The organism is Mariprofundus aestuarium, from assembly GCF_002795805.1.
GTDB lineage: Bacteria > Pseudomonadota > Zetaproteobacteria > Mariprofundales > Mariprofundaceae > Mariprofundus > Mariprofundus aestuarium.
The window spans coordinates 978,466-998,554 of sequence record NZ_CP018799.1 but is presented as its reverse complement, the minus strand read 5'-3'; the positions used below and the strand labels follow the sequence as shown (position 1 = coordinate 998,554).

Below are 20,089 nucleotides of genomic sequence, written 5' to 3'. Positions count from 1 at the left end.
TCGAAAAAATAAAATGGAGGGACCATGGAAGTATCGGAACTGCTTGCTTTTACTGTAAAAAACAAGGCTTCGGATTTGCATCTCTCATCGGGTGAGCCGCCGATGATCCGCATCAACGGAGACATGACACGCATCAAGATGCCCGCCGTCGATCGACGTGAAGTTCAGTCCATGGTTTATGACATCATGAGCGATCACCAGCGTAAGGCGTTCGAAGAGCACCTGGAACTCGACTTCTCTTTTGCACTGGGAGAAATAGCCCGTTTCCGTGTTAACGTGTTTGAACAGCGGCGTGGTATGGCTGCAGTGTTCCGCGTGATTCCGAGCGAAGTGCTGACTCTGGAAAACCTGAAGTGCCCAGATATTTTCAAGGATATCTCCATGACCCCGCGTGGCATCTGCCTGGTCACCGGGCCAACAGGCTCGGGCAAATCAACAACCCTTGCTGCCATGATCAACCATCGCAATGAGATGGAACGTGGCCATATCCTGACTATTGAAGACCCGATCGAGTTTGTGCACAAATCCAAAAACTGCCTGATTTCACAGCGCGAACTGGGGCCACACACCCACTCGTTTGAAAACGCCCTGCGCAGCGCACTGCGTGAGGATCCTGATGTGGTCCTAGTTGGTGAGTTGCGTGATCTGGAGACCATTCGACTTGCCCTGACCGCTGCTGAAACCGGTCACATGGTATTCGGTACCCTGCACACCTCATCCGCCCCTAAAACGATCGACCGTGTCATCGATGTGTTTCCTGCCGCGGAAAAGGAGATGGTGCGTGCCATGCTTTCCGAGTCCATTCGCGCCGTTATCTCACAGACACTGATTAAAACGGCCGACGGCAACAGTCGCGTCGCAGCCCATGAAATCATGATCGGTACGCCCGCCATCCGTAACCTGATACGCGAAAACAAGATCCCCCAGATGGTATCGGTGATGCAGACATCACTGCGCGAAGGTATGCAGACACTGGACAGCAACTTGCAAGCGTTGGTGAACTCAAGAAAGATCACACAGCAGGCCGCACTTGAAAAAGCGGCCAACAAAAAGCTATTCGGCGGCGGTGCCGTATAGAGGCTGATATTCACAGCATATTATTAACGCCCTGGATTCCCAGAACTGCCCATGCATTTTCATAATGGAGACGACTCATGAACAGACCTGAAGAACAGCTATCGATCAAGCAGCTACTGATGGTGATGGAAAAACGTGAAGCGTCTGACCTCTACATCACTGCAGGTATGCCCCCCTCCTTGCGTATCAACGGTGCCGTTCACCCGATGAACCGGGAACCGCTGACAGCACTGCAGTGCGCAAAACTGGCCAACTCGGCCATGAGCGAACGCCAGCGTGCGGCCTTCGCCGCTGAATTTGAGATGAACCTAGCACTCGCCTTTCCCGATATCGGTCGTTTCCGCGTCAATGTCTTCCGACAGCGCAGCCAAGTTGGCATGGTGATCCGCAAGGTGAAAACAGAGGTTCCAACCATCGATCAGCTGGGCCTTCCGGAAATCTTCAAGGATATCAGCATCTCTCCACGTGGGCTGGTGCTGATGGTGGGAGCAACCGGTTGTGGAAAGTCCACCTCACTGGCTGCCATGATCGACTGGCGCAACAGTAATCAGGCGGGACACATCATCTCCATCGAGGATCCGATCGAGTTTGTGCATGAGCACAAGAAGTGTGTCATCACCCAGCGTGAGGTGGGCACCGATACGCTTGAGTATCAGACAGCCCTGAAAAACACGCTCAGGCAGGCACCCGATGTTATTATGATTGGTGAGATTCGTGATCGCGAGACAATGGAGCTGGCACTCGAATTTGCCGAAACCGGCCACCTATGCATGGCAACACTGCATGCCAACAACTCCAATCAGGCACTGGAGCGCATTATCAACTTCTTCCCGGAAGAGATGCACCCTCAGGTCTGCCTCAACCTGGCTCTGAATCTGAAGTCGATCCTCTCCCAGCGGCTGGCAAAAACACCTGATGAGAGGCGCGTTGCAGCCATTGAGATTCTGATCAACACCCCCCGTATTGCCGATCTGATTGGCAAATGGGGTGTTGCAGAGATCAAGGAGGTGATGGCAAACGGTAAAAATTACGGCATGCAGACCTTCGATCAGCATCTGCTGCAGCTCTGGGCAGCGGGTCTTATCAGCGAGGATGAAGCGCTGCGCCAGGCCGACTCGGTCAACAACCTGCGCCTGCAGATTAAAATGGTAACTCTGGAGGATCAGGGTGACAGTGCTGGTGACCTGGAACAACTCTCCGGCAACATGAATTCAGAGGAGTTCCGCATCTGATGGAGAGCAAACAACTGATCGACGAACTTTTGCACATTGCCAACAAAAACGGTGCCTCAGACCTGATTGTACGCACCGGTGACCGTGTACGCCTGCGCATTGCCGGCGAGATTGTCACCATACCTGTCGAAAAGTTCCCTAGAATCAGCCTTGATGAGGCTACCGCCATGATCAAGCACCTGATCCGTGATCATCCCAAACGGCCAGATATTGATCAACTTCAACACCTGGACTTCCACTACAGCCTGAAAAGCACCTCTAATTTCCGGGTGCATGTGCTGCGTACCAACAACAATTTTGGTATTGTCGCAAGGCTGATCCCGCAAGAGATTCCCAGCTTCGATGCGTTGCGCATCCCTCCTATCATACAGGAGATTACCAACTATCGAAGTGGCCTGATCCTGATGGCCGGTGCTGCAGGCTCGGGTAAAAGCACAACACTTGCCGCCATGCTCAACCACATCATCCATAACAGGCCTGTGCATGCGGTCACACTCGAGGATCCGATCGAGTTCCGCTACAGCACCAGCCACATGGGCACGGTCACCCAGCGCGAAATCGGCATGGATGTGGAGAGCTACCCACAGGGTTTAATCGATGCGATGCGTGAAACGCCGAATATTATCGTTGCCGGAGAGGCCCGTGGCCGAGATGAGGTGCAGCTGGCACTGGAAGCAAGCGAAACCGGCCATCTGGTCATGGCTACCGTGCACGCCACGACCGCTATCGGCACCATGCAACGCATCATGGCCTCCTTCGGCAGTGATGAGCAGATAGGCATCCGCGAACGCCTTGCTGAAAACCTGCGCGCCATCATTGTGCAAAAGCTATTGCCAATGAAAAATGGCAAAGGGCGCATCGTGGTGCTGGAAATCATGATTAAATATTCAGTCATCAAGCATTTCATTCTGGATCCGGATCGCTGGAGCGAAATTCCACGCGCCATGGAAGAGGGTCATTCGCTTTATGGAAGCCAGGCCTTTGACCAGCATCTTCAACAGCTGGTAGAGGATGACCTTGTCGATTATGACGAAGCGGTGTTAAATGCAGTATATCCGGAAGACTTCGTTATCCGCATGGGACGCAACTGATCTCTTTAGGGGCCCCCACCTAAACATCAGGCCTTTCTATACTCGATTCAGACTTTTAATGGCGTGCCTGATCAGGGCCGTATCACTGCGTGATCCCTCTTTTCCCGGCAGCTCTTTGGGAAGATAAAAAGGGGTGCCGATCACTACTCTGGCCCGACTGCGGCGGTAAAACGAGGGCCACAGACTCACGTGGTCAAAGGGCCAGACGCCCGAGACCCTGAATGGAATGATGGCAGCACCGCTTGCCCGAGCAATCAGTGCTGCCCCCGGTAGAATCCTGTGCAGCGGGATCGGTGGATTGGCCGCCCCCTCAGGGAAGATACAGAGCGCATGGCCCTGCTTGACCACCTCAACCGCTTCCCTGAGCGCGTAGCGATTGGCTCCACCCGGCGAAACGGCAATTGCACCCACCATATCAAAGCCCCAGCGCAGCCATGACATCTTCAGGTAGTATTCGCGTGCCATCAGGAACGAGAGAGGACGATTCACCGATGCCTGAATCAGCAGCGGATCAAGGCCGCAGATGTGGTTACCAACCAGTATCACCGGCCCGTCAGGAAGCTCGCACTCAATCTTGGGAAGCCTGTGCCAACCACGGCAGAAAAGTCGATTCAAGCCGCGCAGAAATGCATTTGGCCCGCGTGCTTCTGCAGTCACTGGAAGCTCCCCGTTTCACAAGCAGCCGTTTTGCCAATTCGGACTCTGCTATCTATAGTAGTAACGGCTGAGTATTTATATGGGATCAAGCACATCATCGGCAAAATATACACGATACGCCTAGCGTGGATAGAAGCGGCATAGAGGGCCAGAGATGGAAAAGAAGCAAAAAGCGTCACATGTTTTAATCGTAGGTTATGGCGAGATGGGTCATGCCATGAAGTTTCTACTGCGTGATAGACACCACCTCTCCATTTATGACTCTCGACAGATAGAGGGGCTACCTCCTGTTGATCTCGAACTGCTGGCTGCATCCGCCGATTTTATTCTCTTCTGCATCCCTTCCCAGCCGCTTGGTGAGATGCTGGAGAGACTCTCCCCACACCTTCAACAGCATACGATATGTCTCAGTATCTCCAAAGGTCTGGATGATCTTGGGCGCCCCCCTGCCCTGATATACGAACAGGTATTCCATGCAGGCCAGCGCTACTGCCTGCTTTATGGCCCTATGATCTCTGAGGAGATCCGTGCCGGCCGCTACGGCTTTGCCGAACTTGGATGTTCTGACATTGCGGTTTTTGATGAGGTACAAGCACTCTACCGGGGTTCTGCTCTTGGTATTCGCAAGAGTGACGACATCATCGGCATCTCCTGGTCGGTGATCCTGAAAAACGTCTATGCCATCGCATTCGGCGCTTCGGATGCATTGGGCCTCGGTGATAATGTGCGCGGATTTCTGGCTGTTACCGCCATGGAGGAGTTGAGTTCAATCATGGCGCACATGGGCGGCAGAGCGGCCACGCCACTGCGGCTGGCAGGACTCGGTGATCTCATTACAACCGCGACAAGTGTGGGCTCCCACCACCATGAACTGGGCATCAAACTTGCCAGAGGTCAGACAGATGATATCAGCGGTGAAGGCATCCACACCCTGGCAATGGTGGCAAAACATTGCCTGTTTAATTACCGCTTATATGCCCTCTTCTCCCTGGTAAGCGACATGGTCAAAACCCCTGCAGAAACGGAGAAGCTGTTCCGCAACTTTATCGCTGGTTCCCTCCAACATCCGTAAGGCGTGGTTTAGGCTTCGTCGTCTGGCCTGAGGATCACACACGAGAGCGGCGGCAGCGTCACCGTGATGGAGTGCGGCTGGTGCATCCAGCTTTGATCGTCAGCCATCACGCCTCCGGCATTGCCGATATTACCGCCACCATAAAGTTCAGAGTCGGTATTCAGGATTTCACTGTAGTGACCCGGTTTAGGTACGCCTAGGCGATAACCGTAACGCGGAACCGGAGTAAGGTTGAGGATAACCACTACAATACCTCCATTCTTGTCGCGCCGGATATAGCTGAGTGTGGAGTTCTCGGCATCGTTGCAGTCAACCCACTGGAAGCCTCCGCCATCAAAATCGACCTCATGCAGTGCAGGCACATCCTTGTAGAGATGGTTCATGTCGCGCTGCATCAACTGCAGGCCACGGTGTGGCATGAAATTGGCCTGATCCCACGACAGTGAGCTGTCGAAATTCCACTCCGGCCACTGGCCGAACTCCAGCCCCATAAACTGCAGCTTCTTGCCCGGGTGGGTGTACATGTAACCAGAGAGCAGACGCAGGTTGGCAAACTTCTGCCAGTCATCACCCGGCATTTTCTGTGGCATTGAGCCCTTGCCGTGCACGACCTCATCGTGCGAGAACGGCAGGATAAAGTTCTCGGTAAACGCGTAGACCATTGAGAAGGTCAGCGCATGATGATCGTAGGATCGATACACCGGATCGGCCTCGTAATAGGAGAGCGTGTCGTTCATCCAGCCCATATTCCACTTCATCGTAAAGCCGAGACCACCCAGATAAGTAGGGCGGCTTACCATCGGCCAGGAGGTTGACTCCTCAGCCATGGTAACCGCACCGGGGAAGCGCTCATGCACTAGATGGTTGAACTGCTTGAGGAACTCAACCGCCTCAAGGTTCTCACGGCCACCGTATTTATTGGGCATCCACTCACCCTCTTCGCGTGAGTAGTCGAGATAGAGCATTGAGGCCACGGCATCAACGCGCAGGCCATCAATATGAAATTCATCCAACCAGAACAGTGCTGAGGCGATGAGAAAATTTCGCACCTCATTGCGGCCGAAATTGAAGATATAGGTGCCCCAGTCCTTGTGCTCACCCAATCGTGGATCCGCGTGTTCGTAGAGTGGCGTACCATCGAAACGGGCCAGTCCGAATGCATCTTTAGGGAAGTGGGCAGGAACCCAGTCAAGGAATACGCCCAGACCATTTTTATGGCAGTAGTCGACCATATAACGGAAATCATCAGGTGTGCCGAAACGGCTGGTCGGTGCGAAATAACCGACAGTCTGATAGCCCCAGGAGCCATCAAACGGGTGTTCGGTAATAGGCATCAGTTCGATATGGGTGTAACCCATCCACTGGCAGTACTCCACCAGCTGGTGCGCCATATCGCGATAGTTGAGGTATTCGCCATCAGCCCTGCGCCATGAACCCGGATGCACCTCATAAATATTCATCGGCTTATCGGCAGCCTGTGTCACCGCCCTCTTCTTCACCCACTCATCATCACCCCAGTGATAGGCCTTGGGATAGTGAACTACGCTGGCCGTATTAGGGCGCAGCTCCATCTGCTGCGCATAAGGATCGGCCTTCTCGAAAACATCGCCATTCTGGGCACGAATTTCGAACTTATAGACCTCGCCTTCGCGAAGTCCTGGAATAAATATCTCCCAGACGCCTGAAGAGCCGAGCACCCGCATCTGGTGCTCGCGACCATCCCAGTGATTAAAGTTACCCACCACACTGACGCGACCAGCCGATGGCGCCCAGACCGAAAATCCGACACCCCATACCCCTTCATGTTCACGCACATGCGCACCCATAATCTTGTATTTCTCGAAGTGGTTGCCTTCACCGATCAGGTGCAGATCCATCTCACCCAGAATTGGCGAGAAGCGGTAAACATCCTCTTCCTCCCAGGTGTGCCCCTCTTTGTTCTCTATGCGCAGTTTGTAGGCGGAATCGAAATCCCCTTCCTCCCAGTGGTACTCGAAGATGTCAGTCCCCTCAATGCGTAGCATGGCAACCGCACCATCACCCTTGGGCAATAGCCACATCTTCTCAGCCTGAGGTTTATTGGCGCGCACGACAATTCCCCCTTCGGAATGGTAATGGCGGCCCAGCCAGGCAAACGGATCGTGACTGCGCGCCTCTACAATGGCCCATGCTTCAGGTGACAGAATCGGCTTCTTCATAAGTGTCCTCTACTCCGGTTTAGATCGCTCGGTTTAATGATCGGATCAGGTAATAACAGTGGGTTTATCCCGTCCGGTCAACTGTTTCAGACCGGATATCTCATCTGCGGCAGCAATCATATCTGCCAGTGCGTCCTGTGCATCCAGCCCCTGCTTCTCGGCATCAGCCTCATATGATTCCAGATAAAGGCGAACCGTCGCCCCGCTGGTGCCAGTGCCTGAGAGGCGGAAGATGAGCCGCGAGCCATCCTCAAAGAGCACCCGAACACCCTGATTCTCACTGACACTACCATCAACAGGATCTGTATAGGCAAAATCGTCACAGCTGCCCACTATGCGTCCAGCCAGTGTTTGCCCAGGCAGCGAAGCAAACTGGTCGCGTACATTCTGCAGCACCTTCTCAGCAGCAGCTGAATCCACGCCCTCATAATCGTGTCGCGAATAGTAGTTTCGGCCAAACCGCTGCCAGTGGTCAACCACGATCGCTTCAACCGACTCCTGACGGGCGGCCAGTACATTCAGCCAGAAGAGCACAGCCCAGAGGCCATCTTTTTCGCGCACATGGTCAGAACCTGTACCGAACGACTCCTCACCGCAGAGGGTAACCTTGCCTGCATCCATCAGGTTACCGAAAAATTTCCAACCGGTCGGTGTCTCATAGCAGTTCAAACCCAGTGCTTCAGCAACACGGTCAGCTGCACCGGAGGTTGGCATAGACCTGGCCACACCGTTTATGCCGCCCTTATATCCCGGCACCAGATGTGCGTTGGCTGCAATAATCGCCAGTGAATCACTCGGTGTGACAAAGAAATGGTTGCCGAGAACCATGTTACGGTCGCCATCGCCATCAGAGGCGGCGCCGAAATCCGGGGCATCCTCACCATACAGGATGTCGACCAGTTCATGGGCATAGGTAAGATTGGGATCGGGATGACCACCGCCGAAATCCTCTTTAGGAATACCGTTGATCACTGTGCCAGCCTGTGCGCCCAGCATACCCTCGATAATGGCCATGGCATAAGGGCCGGTTACCGCATGCATGGCATCGAAAGAGATAGCGAAATCATCAGCAAGAAGGGCTCTAATGGCATCGAAATCAAACAGCGACTGCATCAGCTCGGCATAATCAGCGACCGAATCAATCACCTCAATCTGCATGCCTGCCAGCTCATAGCTGCCGATCTGAGAAAGATCAAAGTCATTGTGTTCGACGATCTGGTACCACTCTATCTTTTCCGTCTGCTCGAAAACCGCTTCAGTCACGCCCTCGGGCGCAGGTCCGCCGTTGCCCATATTATACTTGATACCGAAATCCTCATCAGGACCGGCAGGGTTATGGCTGGCGGAGAGGATCAGGCCTCCATAGGCGTTGTACTTGCGGATAATATTTGATGCAGCTGGAGTAGAGAGAATCCCATTCTGCCCGACCAGCACCCGGCTAAAGCCATTGGCAGCAGCCATCTTCAGAATGGTCTGGATCGCCTGCAGATTGTAATAGCGGCCATCGCCTCCAACCACCAGCGTCTCGCCCTGAAAGTCGCCGATACTGTCGAACACCGACTGCACAAAGTTCTCCAGGTAGTGCGGCTGCTGGAAAACCCTGACCTTTTTGCGAAGACCGGATGTGCCGGGACGCTGCCCTTCAAAAGGTTCAGTCGCAATCGTATGGATCTTCATAAACACCCCCCTGCCATATTCTGCTAAGACTAGCGGATGTGGTGACAAAATAACATCACTCTATGCATGCAAGAAGCACAAACTCATGTTATACTTTAGGCCATTAACCGATCGGGGGGAGGAACTCATGGGTTCGACTCAGGTAGAACGCAACATCAGTAAGCTCACAGCCAATACAGTTGCACTGGTGCTGGCTGGCGGCAAGGGGTCAAGATTGAAAGACCTGACACAGTGGCGAACGAAACCTGCTGTGCCATTCGGGGGGAAATTCCGCATTATCGACTTTCCAATGTCGAACTGCATCAACTCCGGCATCCGCCGCATCTCGGTACTGACACAGTACAAATCCCATTCCCTGCAGCGTCACCTGCAGCGTGGCTGGTCATTCCTCTCAGGTCAGTTCGGTGAATTCATGGAAGTTCTCTCTGCCCAGCAGCGTACCGGAGAAGGCTGGTATGAGGGCACTGCCGATGCGATCTACCAGAACCTGGACATTATCCGCCACTATGACCCGGAATATGTCCTGATTCTCGCAGGCGACCACATCTACAAGATGGATTACGGTAAAATGATTGCTGCCCATGCCGCGACCGGTGCCGATATTACCGTTGGCTGTATTCCAGTTCCGTTGAAAGAGGCTAGCGAGTTCGGTGTCATGGATGTCGATGGCGAGCACCGCGTTACTGAATTTGCCGAAAAGCCGGCGAATCCAAAACCCATGGCAGGTGCGCCAGACAAGGCACTGGCATCAATGGGCATCTATGTGTTCTCAGCCGACTTCCTGCGCCAGCGACTGCTTGATGATGCGCAGCTTTCCAACTCCAGCCACGATTTCGGCAAAGACATCATCCCGACTGCCATTGAGAATGCCAATGTGTTCGCCTTTCGCTTCATGAATGCCAACACCGGTGCACCTCAGTACTGGCGTGATGTAGGTACGTTGGATGCGTACTGGGAAGCCAACATGGACCTGGTAACCGTACAACCTGAGCTGGACATGTATGATAAAGAGTGGCCCATCTGGACACAGCAGGAACAGCTACCTCCGGCAAAATTCTTCTTCGATGAGGACTCTCGCCGTGGTTATGCCGTTGACTCACTGGTCTCCGGAGGGTGCCTGATTACCGGTTCAGCAGTACGTCGATCGGTGCTTTTCTCCAATGTGCGTGTCCACTCATACTCTGAGGTTGAAGATTCAGTGATTTTGCCGGATGTTGAAATCCGCCGTAACTGCAAAATCAGAAAATGCATTATTGATAAGGGAACCGTTATCCCCGAAGGCATGGAGATCGGTTTCGACAGCGCAAAAGATGCCGAGCGCTTCGAAGTATCCGCCGGTGGCGTGGTCCTTGTTACACCGGATATGCTAGGCCAAGGGCTCCATCAGCTGTAGCATTCCCCACCTTCAAGTATCAGAACAATTCAGGGCTGACATAAGTCGGCCCTGAATTTGCTATACATGGACGTATGGCAATGGATCGATCCCAATGTACAACAGGGCGACCGATCTGCATTGGCAGCCTGAAATGCACCAGAGGCTGCCACCACATCCAGGAGGCACTCCATGAGTAAACCGTTATCGGTCATTTTTTACTGGCATATGCACCAGCCGTTTTATTGCGAGGCTGATACAGGCAACTATCATCTGCCATGGGTTTACCTGCACGCCATGAAAGACTACACCGACATGGCTGAGATTCTCTCCCAGTTACCAAGAGCCAAGGCCGTCATCAATTATGTGCCGTCACTGACTGCCCAGATTGAGGATTATGCAGCCCACCTGCGCGAATTTCTCAACGGCGACACCAAAACCCTTAATGACCCTCTGCTTGCTGCCCTTGCCCATAAATCGGGTGAATACAGCAAGAGTGAGCGAGAATACCTGCTTGAGGCCTGTTTTCGTCTCAACCATGAACGCAATATGCATCGCTATCCGGCCTACTCAAGGCTCTGGAATCTGGCGGAGCATGCAAAGGGCCACGAAGGCCTGAATTACCTTGGCGATAGTTTCTTCTCCGACCTAGTCACCTGGTATCATCTGGCATGGCTGGGCGAAACGGTTCGAAGCCGCAATTTTGTGGCCCGTCGCCTGATTGAAAAGGCCCGCGACTTCTCCTATCAGGATCGTCGCGACCTGCTGACCCTGATCACCACACTCCTCTCAGATATCCCTGCCACCCACCGCAGGCTGGTAGAGGCAGGGAAAATTGAACTGACAACTACACCATATGCCCACCCTATCATCCCCCTGATGCTTGATTTCAATACAGCACGGGAGACTGTTCAGGATGCACTGATTCCCAATGAGCCCTATCCGGGAGGCCGTGAACGGGCTCTTGATCACATAGACCTTGCCCGCCAAAGCCATGAAAAGCTGTTTGGGCATACACCGTCAGGCTGCTGGCCTGCAGAGGGCGCTGTTTCGGAAGAGACCCTGAAGCTGCTTGGCGGATCTGGTTTTCAGTGGTGTGCAACCGGTGAAGCAGTACTGCACCACTCATTGAAGTACAACCTGCGCGAACAGCAGGGCAACCGTGACCTCTACCACCCTTGGCTTGTTGGTGAAGGAGAAGAGGAGATCACCTGCTTCTTCCGTGATGACCACCTTTCCGACCTACTGGGCTTCGAATATTCACGCTGGAATATGCAAGATGCGATCAACAATTTCATGCATGAACTAGCGCTTATCCGTCACCGCACCAAAGGCATGGATGCCCCGGTTGTCTCTATCATCATGGATGGCGAAAATGCATGGGAACACTACCATGAAAATGCCCTCCCATTCCTCACCAACCTCTACCAGTCCATCATAGAACACGATGAGTACGAACTGACCACCTTCAGCGAGTACCTGGGCCAATCTAAAGCCACAGAGAAGCTGGATCATCTGGTTCCCGGCTCATGGGTCTACGGCAATCTCTCCACATGGATTGGTGACCATGCCAAAACACGCGGCTGGGAGCTTCTGATCGAGGCTAAGAAGGCCTACGATATCCATATCGGTGAGCTCACCCCCGCACAGCAGGAAGAGGCGAATGAACAGCTACGCATCTGTGAAGGATCGGACTGGTGCTGGTGGTTCGGTGACTACAACCCTGGGGCTGTCGTTCGCGATTTCGACCAACTCTACCGTCGTCACCTGAGAAAACTGCATCAGCTTCTTGGCTCGCCTGTTCCACCATCTCTGCAGGAGACCATCTCCACTGGTGGCGGCGATGCTGAAGGCGGCGGCACGATGCGCAGAGGTGGGGCTGATTCATGAATTCATGGATTGATCGCCGAAGATCAGCGGTCCTGCTACACATCTCCTCCCTGCCCGGCCCCTTTCACAAGGGGGTACTAGGCTCTGAAGCTAAAGTTTTTATCGACAGAATTGGTAAAGCAGGTTTTTCAGTCTGGCAGTTTCTGCCACTGGGCCCCACCCATGGTCACGGCTCCCCCTATGAGTCGCTCTCTTCGTTTGCAGGCAACCCGGACTTTATCGACCTGCGCGAGTGCATAAGCCGCGGCTGGCTTGATAAAGAATCCCTGAAGCAGTGTGACAGTGCAGAACTGCATGCAGCCATGCGGAAAAAAGCAGCGCGGCGTTTCTGGAAGCAGGTTAAAACCGACGCAGAGCTGGCCGGTAGCATCGACGCCTTTTGCAGTGCACATGAGTACTGGTTGAATGACTTCGCCCTATTCTCTGCACTGAAAGAAGCACTTCAGGATCGTGCATGGTGGCAGTGGCCAGAAGATTTGCGCGACCGTCACCCCGAAGGCATAAAGTCTGCCAGAAATGAATATCGGGAACTGGTTGAGCAGGCCATATTTGAGCAGTACCTGTTCGACTGCCAGTGGCACGGTCTAAAGGATTATGCTGAATCACAGGGCGTCCAGCTTTTCGGCGACCTGCCGATCTATGTTGCCCACGACTCTGCCGATGTCTGGTCTCACCGTGAATATTTCACAATCAACGAAAAGGGACTCTGTGTTGAGGTTGCCGGCGTGCCGCCGGACTACTTCTCCGAAACTGGACAGCGTTGGGGTAACCCGCTCTACCACTGGGATTGCATGCAGGAAGAGGGTTTCAGCTGGTGGACTGAACGCGTGCGTCAGCAGCTGGAGCGCATGCACATGCTGCGTATCGACCATTTTCGAGCGCTGGAGGCCTTCTGGGTCATTCCCGGCGAGAGTGAAGATGGCATTATCGGAGAGTGGCGTCCGGCACCGGGCGATGCAATGTTGCAGACGCTGCAGGAGAAGCTTGGGAGACTGCCACTGATTGCAGAGGACCTTGGAATCATCACCGATGAAGTCACCGCCCTACGCCGGAAATACGGCCTGCCGGGCATGAAGATCCTGCAGTTTGCATTCGGCGGCGATGACAACAACCCCTACCTGCCTAAAAACCATAGAAAGAACAGCGTGGTTTATACCGGCACCCATGATAACGACACCACGGTGGGCTGGTTTGAGTCGTGTGACGAGCAGACCCGCAACCAGGCACTGGCAGTGCTTCACAACGCCAAAGCTGAAGACATGCCCTGGGCACTGATTGAGTGTGCACTTGCTTCAATTGCAAGGCTTGCTGTTATTCCGATGCAGGATCTGCTCGAGCTCGGCGCTGAAGCGAAGTTCAACACACCGGGTACACTTGGTGGCAACTGGTCATGGCGCCTGCAGGAGATACCCAAAGCGGGATGTTGCTGCTGGAGGATGAGCCGCCAGTTGAACAGGCTCTACAAACGCATATAGGTTCTTTCATGACGAAGGCGAGACACTACTTCCCTCATCTTCTGGCTGTTGCCTTTACCATCTTCTTTATTGTTCTGGGCATCAACCCTGTCTCACGCCAAGTCTGGATTGCAGAGGCTGTTCCAGTTGTTGTGATTTTCCTGCTTCTGATCGGATCATTCAGGCTGTTCCGCTTCAGCAACCTTGCCTACGGACTGATGGCCATCTGGCTCTTCTGGCACACCATTGGCGGCCACTACACCTTTGCCCACGTGCCATTTGAGTGGTTACAGCTGTTACCGGGAGAGGGAAGAAACCATTTCGATCGCATTGGTCACTTCAGCATCGGCTTCTACGCCTTTGCAATGGCCGAGTGGCTGCTGCGCAGAGATTTATGCGAGCTGAAACTGGCTACGGTGTTCAGTATCTTTTTTATCATGAGCATCGCTGCCGGTTACGAGATTATCGAGTGGTGGTATGCCGTGGCCGAAGGTGGCGATGCCGGCATTGAGTTCCTCGGATCGCAGGGTGATATCTGGGATGCCCAAAAGGACATGCTGGCTGACACCTTAGGGGCAATCTTCTCGCTGCTGATCTACTGGTTTGCACGACCTGACAAACAGGAAGAGAGAGCAAAAAAGTAGCAACACCCACAGGCTGCTGTTTGGTGATGCACATCAAATCTTTCGCCTTTACCTGCCCATAACCTTGCTACATGCATACTCAACCGCTTAATCGAACTCTTTCACGCACACTACTGTTTCTTCTCTCCCTGACACTGATCTCCTGTGCTCAGAGTCAAAATTCGGAGTGGTCCAGCTTCTGGGAGAGTGGTAAACAGAGTGAACCGGTTCAACAGGAATCACCGGACAAGCATGCTCACACTGTTCAATCCACCCCCTTTCTTGCCGGCTTAAGCGAGTCTGACATCGGTAAGATCAAACAAGAGGCGTGGCGCGAATATGGCCGCCACTGGCGCGGCGTCTCTACCCGTTCACGTTATGTGCGCCAGCCTATGCTGGAGACACTGGACAAGGTTGGTGCCCCAAGGGAGCTGCAGATGGTTCCTGTCGTGGAATCGAGCTACAACCCCTATGTCATATCCTCAGTCGGCGCTACCGGCCTCTGGCAATTGATGCCTGATACTGCCAATGATATGCGTGTTAAAAGCGACAAGTATTTTGATGGTCGCCGCGACATCCGCAGTAGCACGAAGGGTGCGGCCAGGTACCTGACCAAACAGTATCGCCGCTTTGGCAACTGGCCGATGGCTCTTGCCGCCTATCATCTCGGCCCGAATGCAGTTCAACGTCGCCTTAACCACAGGCCATGGCAGCCTGAAGACGGTTTGAAAAAGATGCCTCTGCCACCCATCACCAAAACCTATATCCGCCATATCATCGGCCTGATAGCACTGCATGAAGAGGGAACCATCAGTTTCCCCGAGCCCTACCGAACCAAAACGATCAAGCTGCAGACACCTGTTGATCTAGCCCTACTGCACCAGACATCCGAACTTCCCGAAAACCAGATATTCCACTTCAATCCAAAACTGAAACTGAAGCAGTACTATGATGGCAAACCGCAGACACTCTACCTGCGCATCTCGCAAAGCCGCCTGAAAAAGGTGAGGCAGAACATACCACCTGAGCCCTCTGAGTACCTGACAGTCGTGGCCAAAGGAGAGTCACTTCAATCCATCAGCCAGCGCTATAAAACATCGACCTACGCCCTGCGTGCTGATAATCCGGACATTGGCATGCGTCCTGAAGCCGGAACCCGGATTCGGATTCCCGTGAAGGTACTGAAACGGATCAATGCGGATCGTAACCCACTGGCCAGGGGAGAGAGAGAAAGAGAAGTTGAGGTGGCGCTTAATAAAATTTATTAAGCAGTACAACAAGCTGAACGCTCAATACAGGCATCACTTATTTTTCAAGCTGCTGACTGATCAAGCGGCTCAACTCTTCGACCACAAATGGCTTTCTGATCACCAGTTCATCGTCCAGATGGGCATCACCATTGCTATCGTAACCGGTTGCAAAAATGACTCTCACATCCGGCTGGATCTGGCGCATTGCCTGCACAGACTCATAGCCACCCATCACCGGCATAACCAGGTCGCTGAGCACCAGATTGATCGTTTCAGAATTCTCCCTGAACAACTCTACAGCCTGCTCCCCATTCTCTGCGGCCAGCACCCGGTAGCCGAGCGCCTTTAGCACCTCTATGGTCGTCTCCCGGACATTCGCATCATCATCAGCCAGCAGAATGGTCTCCCCAGCTCCTTCAACCGAGTCAGGCTGTTGAGGTAAAGCTGACTCTGGTGCCTCTGCCTCTATGAGTGGCAGATAGACATGGAATGTTGAACCTTTACCTTCAACACTCTCGACCTCCACGTAACCACGGTGGGTTTTAATAGCGCCAAAAACCATGGCCAGACCAAGACCAGTACCCTTACCAATATCTTTGCTGGTATAGAAAGGCTCGAACAGGTGTTCGATATGCTCGTCAGGAATACCACAGCCATTATCTTTGACACTCAGGTGGGCATAAGTACCACGCTTGAAGTATGGGTGCTCGCTGATAAACAGCTCGTCTGTTGCAAACATCTCAAGCTCAACGGTGATGGCCGGGTTTTTCGTTCCGGTCACAGCATCGCGTGCATTATTCACCAAGTTCATCAGCACCTGATGAAGCTGCGTATCATCACCATTGATGGTGAGCGAATCACTGCACGCCTGCACATGCAACTCGATATTCTCGGGCAGCGATGAACGGAGGAGCTTGATGACCTCTTCGACATAGGGCGCTAGTTGCAAAGGTTTCATCATAACCATATCCCTGCGGGCATAGGCAAGCAGCTGTTTGATCAGCACAGATGCCCGTAAAGAGAGTTTCTCTACCGTATCCAGCTTATCTACAGCCTTTGGCAGCCCTTTCGCGTACCTTCTGGCCAGATATAGGTTGCCCGTAATACCCGACAAAATGTTATTGAAGTCGTGAGCGATGCCACCCACCAGCGTTCCCAACGCCTCCATCTTCTGGGCCTGATAAAACTGATCTTCAAGCCGTTTATATTCTGTAATATCCTGCGTGGTTCCAGCCAGATGATTCGGTTTACCATTGGCATCACGAATCAACTCACACAGACCTCGCACGTAGCGCAAATCGCCATCGCGCCAGATAATCCTGAATTCGAGGGGCTCTACTCCCCCTCCCTTCAGACAAGTATCAACCCATGACTGGCGACGCGGCCAATCATCGGGATGAACAAGTGAGCCAAGGCTCTCAGCATTAGGGGTAAATGTATCAGGAGAAACGCCGTATATATGATACAGCTCATCCGACCAGGTGATCCGCCCTTCCATGTCTTGCGTCCAGCTGCCAAGGTGAGCCGTGGCCTGAGCCTGTCTTAGGCTGAGTTCACTTTCTCTCAACGCCTCTTCGGCTTGCTTGCGATCGGTAACATCCAGCACGGTACCTAAAGACATCAACGGCTTACCGTCTTCAGCATATTCAGTGCGACAACGTTCGTTCACCCATTTAACAGAGCCATTCTGCATCAGAAGTCGATGTTCGATATTATAGGGCTTTCTCGTTTCCAGCGACTGGCTATAAGTCTTGTCGACATATTCCCGATCATCGGGGTGTATCACATTGAGAAATGCATCATAGGAAGCCCCAAACTGATTCTTATCGATCTCGAAAATCCTGAAAATTTCATCTGACCAGAATAGCTTATTCGTAACCAAGTCTAGGCTCCAGTGCCCTAAATGGGCAATGCGTTGCGCCTCCTCATGTGCCTCGCGACTTTGTCGCAGCACCTCTTCGGCCTTCTTGCGATCACTAATATCGCGCACACTGATTCGCAAACCCACAAATTTACCCTGATTATCGTAGACAGACTGCCAGGAAGCCTCCATCCAGCGAATCGACTCATTTTTGTGTAAAGCCCGGAATGTATAATCACTCAATGAAGAGTGCTTAGTTAATGATTGGTATAAGGACTTATTGAATGCGTCACGATCTTCTTCTACTATGATGGAACGTGGGTAGTCAGGCATTTCCATACATTCAGTTACGCTGTATCCTGTATGTTTCTCAACAGCTGGATTTACCCAAATCAGTTTTCCATCAGGCGATATAAAACTTTCCCAGTCATAGGTGAAATCGGCAATAGTTCGAATACGCAGCTCGCTTTCCTGCAACGCTTCTTCAGCTTTCTTGCGCTCGGTAATATCCCTGTGGATCCCAATCATCCGCAACGGTTTCTGTGCTTTATCCCACTCCACAACCTTGCCAATGGAGTGCATCCATACCCAGCCACCGGATTTCGTCTGCCGGCGGTATTCCATGCTTGCTGACTCACCAGAGGCAAGGCATCTCTGAAAAACCTCAAGCACAGCGTCATGGTCGTCTGGATGCAGGTGATCCATCCAATTCTGCAAAGATGTTTCAAACTCCTCAGGTTTATAACCAATCAAGGATGAGTATTCGGGACTAACCTTAACCTCACCAGTCTGAACATTGACATCAAACCAGGCCTGATTTGCAGCAGCGAGGGCGAGCCGTAACTGCTCTTCGCTCTGTTGGAGGTTCACTGTCCTGAGTCTGACAGCCCTGCGCAAACTCATGCTATGCAATCCAAGCCCGAACAAAAGAACAAGAAGAGCTGTTAGGACTAGTTGCCAGCGCTTCTCCTTAACGATTGCGATCAAACCCTCTTCTGGTTGATAAATCGCCTCTGATGCAGCGAAATTTTTCGGCAACAGACCCTGAGCAATATAGATATCTGCTATATCCTGCCAGCGCTGCTCCCGCATATAGCCGATCGGAACAATATCGCTCTCGATCATCTCTTTGGTCTTGCGTGCCTCAAAATAGAGCTGGCTGGAAGAGAAGTTTTGTGAGTTATATTTTTTCTGAATCACATCAATGGTCTCATCAATATGCTTCAGTGCATATTGCCACCCATGTATGGATGCCCTGGTAAATGCCTCAACCTTATCAGGGTGTTCAACCACCTCTTTTTCACTGGTGACCAGAACATCTCCATAAAAATCGATCCCCTGCTCTTTGGGGTGAAGAATGTTATAGGCAATGCCCATCAACTCCAGCTGATGCGGCTGATCTGTCACATAACCGGCAAAGGCATCGGTTTTTCCACTGACCAGATCACGAATATCAAAGCTAATCTCCTGCCTGATAAATTCACCGGCTGCGATGCCTGATACCCCCAGAGCAGCATCGATATCAGCATTCAGGCCGGGTACCAGCATAATACGTTTGCCACGCAGGTCTGAGAAATCCTTGATGCCGGAATCTTTTCTGACAATCAGAGCAAGTGGGGAGTGTTGAAATATTGAGGCCAGAACCTTGACCGGAGCCCCTTCTGCTCGGGCCAGAAGAACGCCGGGATCAACCACAGCATAGTCCGCCTGACCGCTGGCCAGTTGATCCACCGCACGCGTACCCATCTCGACTTCCCTGATCTCAACATCGAAGCCGGCATCGCGGTAATAACCCTTCTCCAGAGCCATATAAAATCCGGCAAACTGGAACTGGTGTTTCCACTTCAACTGCAGTCTCACCGATTCAGTTGCCGCCTGACCCATAAAAGGAAACAGACAGATGAGGAGAACGGAGAGAAGTCTCTTATTCACGACAACCAAGAGCAGATTCCATTGTGTACTTGCCCCCTTTAAGCAGAACAATACGAGCCACTACCCTTAGTATAGGATAAAAACATCCATTTTGTGCTGCTTTCATCTGTTACACGGGTTCAATCTTCACCATAAAAAAGTGTTGGATTGATCTGCCAGAGCACGGCCCAGCCAGCCTCCCGTTTCTCCAGGCAGAGAACACCACCGTTGCGGAAATGGACTGCTTCACGCTCTGGGTCACCACTGATCAATAAGCCAGCCAATCGTTGCATGTGTGGCAGATGGCCGACCAGCATCAGATCACTGTCCATTGAGGAGAGATGGGCTATCCATGTAGAGGGATCATCGTTCGGGGCAAGATCAAGTGTCTTTTCAACGGGCAGATCACCCCACGCTTGGGCAAACATCTGCGCCGTCTGCTCTGCCCGCAGCTTGCCGCTGTGCAATATCCTTGAAGGCCTCGGTTTCTCAAACAGGCTTAGAAAACCTGCAGTACGGGTGACATCTTCCCTGCCCTGATTGGATAAGGGGCGCGCCGCATCCTCGCTTTCATCCTTCGCCAAACCGTGCTGAACCAGGTAGAGCCTCATCATTACCCCCAAAGGTCGCAGGTGACCTTGGCTACAGATTAAGCCATAGTAGCGACCCTAATCAAGGAGTTCTCTGAACTGTCCGTCCAGAGCAAACCGAGAAACTCGATTTT

14 protein-coding genes are annotated in these 20,089 nt (G+C 52.7%); 9 read left to right on the top strand and 5 right to left on the bottom strand.

The genetic code is table 11. The annotated features are described in order from the left end of the window. Positions 1-24 precede the first annotated feature (24 nt). The 3 genes from Ga0123461_RS04930 (at position 25) to Ga0123461_RS04920 (ending at position 3,400) form a co-directional block, all read left to right on the top strand. Positions 25-1,077: a type IV pilus twitching motility protein PilT gene (locus tag Ga0123461_RS04930; protein WP_100277312.1), complete on the top strand. Its 1,053-nt coding sequence runs from the start codon at positions 25-27 to the stop codon at positions 1,075-1,077. 77 nt (positions 1,078-1,154) lie between these two features. After that, positions 1,155-2,309, top strand: a complete 1,155-nt coding sequence (locus tag Ga0123461_RS04925; RefSeq protein WP_100277311.1) for a PilT/PilU family type 4a pilus ATPase — start codon at positions 1,155-1,157, stop codon at positions 2,307-2,309. Further along, entirely contained in the window at positions 2,309-3,400 is a 1,092-nt protein-coding gene (locus Ga0123461_RS04920; protein ID WP_100277310.1) for a type IV pilus twitching motility protein PilT, read from the top strand. Before Ga0123461_RS04925 ends, Ga0123461_RS04920 begins: the two co-directional genes overlap by 1 nt. Before the next feature lie 36 nt (positions 3,401-3,436). On the opposite strand, the gene Ga0123461_RS04915 is transcribed toward Ga0123461_RS04920, so the two are convergent. Then, positions 3,437-4,057, bottom strand: coding sequence for a lysophospholipid acyltransferase family protein (locus Ga0123461_RS04915; protein WP_100277309.1), 621 nt, complete (start codon positions 4,055-4,057; stop codon positions 3,437-3,439). Between the two features lie 154 nt (positions 4,058-4,211). Here Ga0123461_RS04915 and Ga0123461_RS04910 point away from each other — a divergent pair, with 154 nt between their 5' ends. Then, the gene (locus tag Ga0123461_RS04910; RefSeq protein WP_100277308.1) at positions 4,212-5,129 is read left to right on the top strand and encodes a hypothetical protein; all 918 of its coding nucleotides are present in this window, start codon (positions 4,212-4,214) and stop codon (positions 5,127-5,129) included. A gap of 8 nt (positions 5,130-5,137) precedes the next feature. Here the strand turns inward: Ga0123461_RS04910 and glgB are convergent, their stop codons facing one another. Together glgB and Ga0123461_RS04900 are read right to left on the bottom strand one after the other, a co-directional pair. Next, positions 5,138-7,327, bottom strand: a complete 2,190-nt coding sequence (gene glgB, locus Ga0123461_RS04905; protein WP_100277307.1) for a 1,4-alpha-glucan branching protein GlgB — start codon at positions 7,325-7,327, stop codon at positions 5,138-5,140. Positions 7,328-7,372: 45 nt separating this feature from the next. After that, positions 7,373-9,004 (bottom strand): alpha-D-glucose phosphate-specific phosphoglucomutase, encoded by a 1,632-nt coding sequence (locus Ga0123461_RS04900; protein WP_100277306.1) that lies wholly within the window; start codon positions 9,002-9,004, stop codon positions 7,373-7,375. A 127-nt stretch (positions 9,005-9,131) separates the two neighbouring features. Between Ga0123461_RS04900 and glgC the strand changes: the two genes are divergently transcribed. The 5 genes from glgC (at position 9,132) to Ga0123461_RS04875 (ending at position 15,611) form a co-directional block, all read left to right on the top strand. Continuing rightward, a complete protein-coding gene (gene glgC, locus Ga0123461_RS04895; RefSeq protein WP_100277305.1) occupies positions 9,132-10,397 on the top strand; it encodes a glucose-1-phosphate adenylyltransferase in 1,266 nt (421 codons plus the stop codon). Positions 10,398-10,568: 171 nt separating this feature from the next. Beyond that, the gene (locus tag Ga0123461_RS04890) at positions 10,569-12,266 is read left to right on the top strand and encodes a glycoside hydrolase family 57 protein (protein WP_100277304.1); all 1,698 of its coding nucleotides are present in this window, start codon (positions 10,569-10,571) and stop codon (positions 12,264-12,266) included. Continuing rightward, on the top strand, positions 12,263-13,741 hold the full coding sequence (gene malQ / locus Ga0123461_RS04885) for a 4-alpha-glucanotransferase (RefSeq protein WP_100277303.1): 1,479 nt from the start codon (positions 12,263-12,265) through the stop codon (positions 13,739-13,741). Before Ga0123461_RS04890 ends, malQ begins: the two co-directional genes overlap by 4 nt. 8 nt (positions 13,742-13,749) lie before the next feature. Next, positions 13,750-14,364 carry a DUF2238 domain-containing protein gene (locus Ga0123461_RS04880; protein WP_100278687.1) on the top strand — a complete coding sequence of 205 codons (615 nt, stop codon included), beginning with the start codon at positions 13,750-13,752 and terminating at the stop codon, positions 14,362-14,364. 71 nt (positions 14,365-14,435) lie between these two features. Continuing rightward, positions 14,436-15,611, top strand: a complete 1,176-nt coding sequence (locus tag Ga0123461_RS04875) for a transglycosylase SLT domain-containing protein (RefSeq protein ID WP_100277302.1) — start codon at positions 14,436-14,438, stop codon at positions 15,609-15,611. A gap of 37 nt (positions 15,612-15,648) precedes the next feature. Here the strand turns inward: Ga0123461_RS04875 and Ga0123461_RS04870 are convergent, their stop codons facing one another. Continuing rightward, complete coding sequence (locus Ga0123461_RS04870; protein ID WP_198507130.1) at positions 15,649-19,386, bottom strand: PAS domain-containing protein; 3,738 nt, start codon at positions 19,384-19,386, stop codon at positions 15,649-15,651. Between the two features lie 119 nt (positions 19,387-19,505). Continuing rightward, complete coding sequence (gene sixA, locus Ga0123461_RS04865; protein WP_100277300.1) at positions 19,506-19,976, bottom strand: phosphohistidine phosphatase SixA; 471 nt, start codon at positions 19,974-19,976, stop codon at positions 19,506-19,508. Positions 19,977-20,089: the final 113 nt, after the last annotated feature.

Coding starts and splice junctions, on each gene's coding strand:
- glgB (WP_100277307.1), bottom strand. CDS start 7,327: ATGAAGAAGCCGATTCTGTCACCTGAAGCATGGGCCATTGTAGAGGCG.
- Ga0123461_RS04910 (WP_100277308.1), top strand. CDS start 4,212: ATGGAAAAGAAGCAAAAAGCGTCACATGTTTTAATCGTAGGTTATGGC.
- Ga0123461_RS04890 (WP_100277304.1), top strand. CDS start 10,569: ATGAGTAAACCGTTATCGGTCATTTTTTACTGGCATATGCACCAGCCG.
- sixA (WP_100277300.1), bottom strand. CDS start 19,976: ATGAGGCTCTACCTGGTTCAGCACGGTTTGGCGAAGGATGAAAGCGAG.
- Ga0123461_RS04875 (WP_100277302.1), top strand. CDS start 14,436: ATGCATACTCAACCGCTTAATCGAACTCTTTCACGCACACTACTGTTT.
- Ga0123461_RS04900 (WP_100277306.1), bottom strand. CDS start 9,004: ATGAAGATCCATACGATTGCGACTGAACCTTTTGAAGGGCAGCGTCCC.
- glgC (WP_100277305.1), top strand. CDS start 9,132: ATGGGTTCGACTCAGGTAGAACGCAACATCAGTAAGCTCACAGCCAAT.
- Ga0123461_RS04920 (WP_100277310.1), top strand. CDS start 2,309: ATGGAGAGCAAACAACTGATCGACGAACTTTTGCACATTGCCAACAAA.
- malQ (WP_100277303.1), top strand. CDS start 12,263: ATGAATTCATGGATTGATCGCCGAAGATCAGCGGTCCTGCTACACATC.
- Ga0123461_RS04925 (WP_100277311.1), top strand. CDS start 1,155: ATGAACAGACCTGAAGAACAGCTATCGATCAAGCAGCTACTGATGGTG.
- Ga0123461_RS04880 (WP_100278687.1), top strand. CDS start 13,750: ATGACGAAGGCGAGACACTACTTCCCTCATCTTCTGGCTGTTGCCTTT.
- Ga0123461_RS04930 (WP_100277312.1), top strand. CDS start 25: ATGGAAGTATCGGAACTGCTTGCTTTTACTGTAAAAAACAAGGCTTCG.